The organism is Acetobacterium wieringae (assembly GCF_001766835.1).
In the GTDB taxonomy this organism is placed as follows: domain Bacteria; phylum Bacillota; class Clostridia; order Eubacteriales; family Eubacteriaceae; genus Acetobacterium; species Acetobacterium wieringae.
This window is the reverse complement of record NZ_LKEU01000056.1, coordinates 1-3,326: the sequence shown is the minus strand read 5'-3', so window position 1 is coordinate 3,326 and position 3,326 is coordinate 1. Positions and strand designations below refer to the sequence as shown.

General features: G+C 37.6%; 3 protein-coding genes. All 3 read right to left on the bottom strand.

Going from position 1 to position 3,326, the window contains the following annotated elements; genetic code table 11:
• Positions 1 to 122: 122 nt before the first annotated feature.
• The 3 genes from ACWI_RS18255 to ACWI_RS18245 all read right to left on the bottom strand — a co-directional run bounded on the left by ACWI_RS18255 (position 123) and on the right by ACWI_RS18245 (position 3,102).
• Positions 123 to 776, bottom strand: a complete 654-nt coding sequence (locus tag ACWI_RS18255; RefSeq protein ID WP_139142421.1) for a hypothetical protein — start codon at positions 774 to 776, stop codon at positions 123 to 125.
• Positions 749 to 1,141, bottom strand: coding sequence for a hypothetical protein (locus ACWI_RS18250; RefSeq protein ID WP_139142420.1), 393 nt, complete (start codon positions 1,139 to 1,141; stop codon positions 749 to 751). Before ACWI_RS18250 ends, ACWI_RS18255 begins: the two co-directional genes overlap by 28 nt.
• A 242-nt stretch (positions 1,142 to 1,383) precedes the next feature.
• The gene (locus ACWI_RS18245) at positions 1,384 to 3,102 is read right to left on the bottom strand and encodes an RNA-binding domain-containing protein (RefSeq protein ID WP_070372878.1); all 1,719 of its coding nucleotides are present in this window, start codon (positions 3,100 to 3,102) and stop codon (positions 1,384 to 1,386) included.
• Positions 3,103 to 3,326: the final 224 nt, after the last annotated feature.

Here is a 3,326-nt window from a genome sequence, read left to right as displayed (position 1 = left end):
CGATTCGATTACAAAACACCGGCAGCTGTATTCTATGAAAATATGGCATTGGCTGCCTGATCAAAATGCGAAAGGAGATTTATCTAAATATTTCTGATTTCGTGTCTTGACAAGCGTGTACATTATACAAGATCTTTATCGATATTGAACCTTTCAAGCGTATTTTTTATTTTACTCAATGTATTTAAACACCCATAGAAGGTTTCATCAACTAGTCGTGTACCATTGTCAAAAGGTAATTCAACCCCATTAAAGCTCAAACGTTTTACTTTAACGGGTTCTTTTATGAATTCACCATCATAAATGCGCTCAGCTAAAGTGCCTTTTAAAGCAAACTTTAAATTCATTTTTATTTTTTTGTTTTGTTCATCTTCTTTTGTAATAATTGTGATACTATTTCCGAAATTTATGGAATTGATACCATTCTCCCAAATGGACTCCATATTATGATAAAAACACTTTTTACCTACGCCAATTTTATAGCTGTTTTGAATTTTTATTATCCCGTTTTCAACCCGATCATTTGGAATTTCCAAATCCAGTTCTTCTGATTTATAATACAAAAAATTTGATGTCGTTGTTAATAATTCAAAATAATCAGTATTTTCCGGATCAATCGATTTACACGTAATAACAAAATTAGCTCCATCCTTTATCGTATTTTCCCATTCATCAAAGCACAGACGATTTGGATTCACCGTACTCATTTGCTTTTTTTTGTTCTCAATAAAATTCAAAAATAAATTTGCTAATAGTCTCTCCTCTTTAGGGAGCATCTCAAATTCAACACTCCTTTTTCTCCGACCTTTTGTTTTGATTTTTTTATAAGACGCGCCAGATCTAATTGCAGTAACTCCTTATAATATATTTCTGTAGAAAAATCTTCTTTTATCAGGACAACTACAAATATCGAACCGCCTTCGCTTTCATATGCCTTCAAATCGATCAGATCAATGGAATGTTTTATCCTATCTCTGAAATTCTGTCTTACGGTCTTTCCTTTAATTTGAATTGGCACTCTCCCTAAAAAAGTATTTTTGGGATGATTTATATACTTATCATTATACATGTAAACAAATCCATCCCATACCGGTGTTTTATCATTTGAATCTAAATAGGGGGATAAGTAGGGATTTCTCATTTTGATTAAGTAATTACTTGATCGATTACTTAATTTACTTGATCACTTACTTGAAACGCCCATTTCCGGTCATTGATAGAATCCTGTGTTAAGCAACTATTCTGCTCTTATAAAATGCCGTTATCAAGCCATTTTAAAATTTTCATACGGGCCTAAAAATGTATTAACCAATGTTTTTGAATTAAGTTAATCCTAGTGATTTCACTTGATAATCGATATAATTTACTTGATCAACTTGTTTTCTATTCTTCATCGTTATTTTTATCGACCAATACCCAATAGCCCGTTTTTCTATTTTCACTATTTCTTTTAATCACGGTTGAGTTCTGCAACGCTTTCAACAGGTTTGAAATTTTAAAGTTTTTCTGCTTTTCATCCAGCACATCCGGCAGTTTATCCCAGAGTAGTTTAGTGATATCTTTTTTCTGGGCGCGCTCAAAGGTTTTGAGATATTCCACAATCATATCTTTATAGTATTGATCATCAAATCCTCTGTTGCTGATATATTCCGCTTTGGCATCAATGCTCTGGGCGATCGACGGGGTCAGAAAAATGTTTGGCGCCTTCCCCTCAATCACATTCAGATTACGTAAGGTTTTGATCTCCTGGCCATCGATTGGCAGGTGTTTCTGCACCCGGTCAATTAAATAGATCGTCTGTAAATCAAATTCCGGATGTTCATAAATAAGCTTGGTGTAATTCTCATCAATGACTTTGCCATAAACCGTTGCGCTGACGATGTTGTGTCGTTCTAAATCATAATCCGGCATCGGGAAATATTTTTCCTTTTGAATTTTAAACACTTTTCTGATGCCCATGGCCGCCGTATCAATCATTGAAAACTGGCGCATGATATTGGCAAGCAAGGGATTGCGATACCCCGGCGGCGCATACCCCGGTTCCAGCACCGGTTTGATACTGCCCGGCAGAAAGTTACCCGGATTGATGAATTGAATCCGACCATCAAATTCGTTGACGTATATCCGACTGCCTAAGGTGTAATTTGAATGAACGATACAATTGTTGATCATTTCACGCAATAACTGGGGATCGTATTGTTGGGTTTCCAGGGGAAACAAGGTCAATTGATCGGGCATGTAACGGTAGGTTAAATTGCGTATATGCTGATAGATTTGATCCACAACGGTAATAAAAGGAATATCAAATATTTTGTAATCTTTATCCAGGCCATTGGCATCGTAAAGCCGCCACATCACTTGCGGCGGAGCATCGAACACATAATCATACTGGGAATCTCCCAGCAGGAGCATGGCGGCATTGGTGAGCTTTCCATCCCGCATTAGTTTAAGCTTTGTCAAAATTTCTGCATCACTCATCCTGTCGACTTCCATTTTGATATGTTCCTTGTTCATATACTTGATATAGTTTGACCGGGCAATTTTAATGGCATGTGGATCCAGAAACGATAAATCGCTCTTTTCAATGATCTGATTGGACCAGTCGATTTGCTGTAAATTACGGATGGCATCAATCTTATCCTGACTTAAAGGAATCAGGGAATCTCCCGAGCGCCCATAATAACGGTTTTTCCAGCCAGTGGGAATGCCTGAGGCTGCCGCCGGTATCTGAAACAGAACCACCCGTTTAGGCTGATCATTTACCAATGGGAATATTTCGATAATCTCAACAAAGGACATTCCCCCGGTAGTATCCCGGGCGATCTGATTTTTGAATTTGGCAAGGGCTTTTTCTTTATATGCTGAACCGACAATTTCGCGATCCGCTTCCCGGACCCCCAGCACCAGCCAGCCATATTGTTTTTCCCGTAGATTTGCCTCATTGCTGATGGCCGAAAAATAACGCCCGACCTTATCGTCATCAATGTGTGATTTGGCTTCTTTAAACTCAACCACTTCCGATTCCCAATTTTGAATCAGGTTATTCAAAATTTCCAGATATTCTGTCTGGCTGCTCTCACGAGCCAGTTTTTTTGTTGCCATTATCGATCCTCCTTTGCTTCCTTAATTTTGAGCACGGAACTGTCTGCTTAATTTAATAAATCCTCATAGATAAAACATTTGTGCTTAAAGGATTCTTTATAATGTACACGCTTGTCAAGACACGAAATCAGAAATATTTAGATAAATCTCCTTTCGCATTTTGATCAGGCAGCCAATGCCATATTTTCATAGAATACAGCTGCCGGTGTTTTGTAATCGAATCG

Coding starts and splice junctions, on each gene's coding strand:
- ACWI_RS18255 (WP_139142421.1), bottom strand. CDS start 776: ATGCTCCCTAAAGAGGAGAGACTATTAGCAAATTTATTTTTGAATTTT.
- ACWI_RS18245 (WP_070372878.1), bottom strand. CDS start 3,102: ATGGCAACAAAAAAACTGGCTCGTGAGAGCAGCCAGACAGAATATCTG.
- ACWI_RS18250 (WP_139142420.1), bottom strand. CDS start 1,141: ATGAGAAATCCCTACTTATCCCCCTATTTAGATTCAAATGATAAAACA.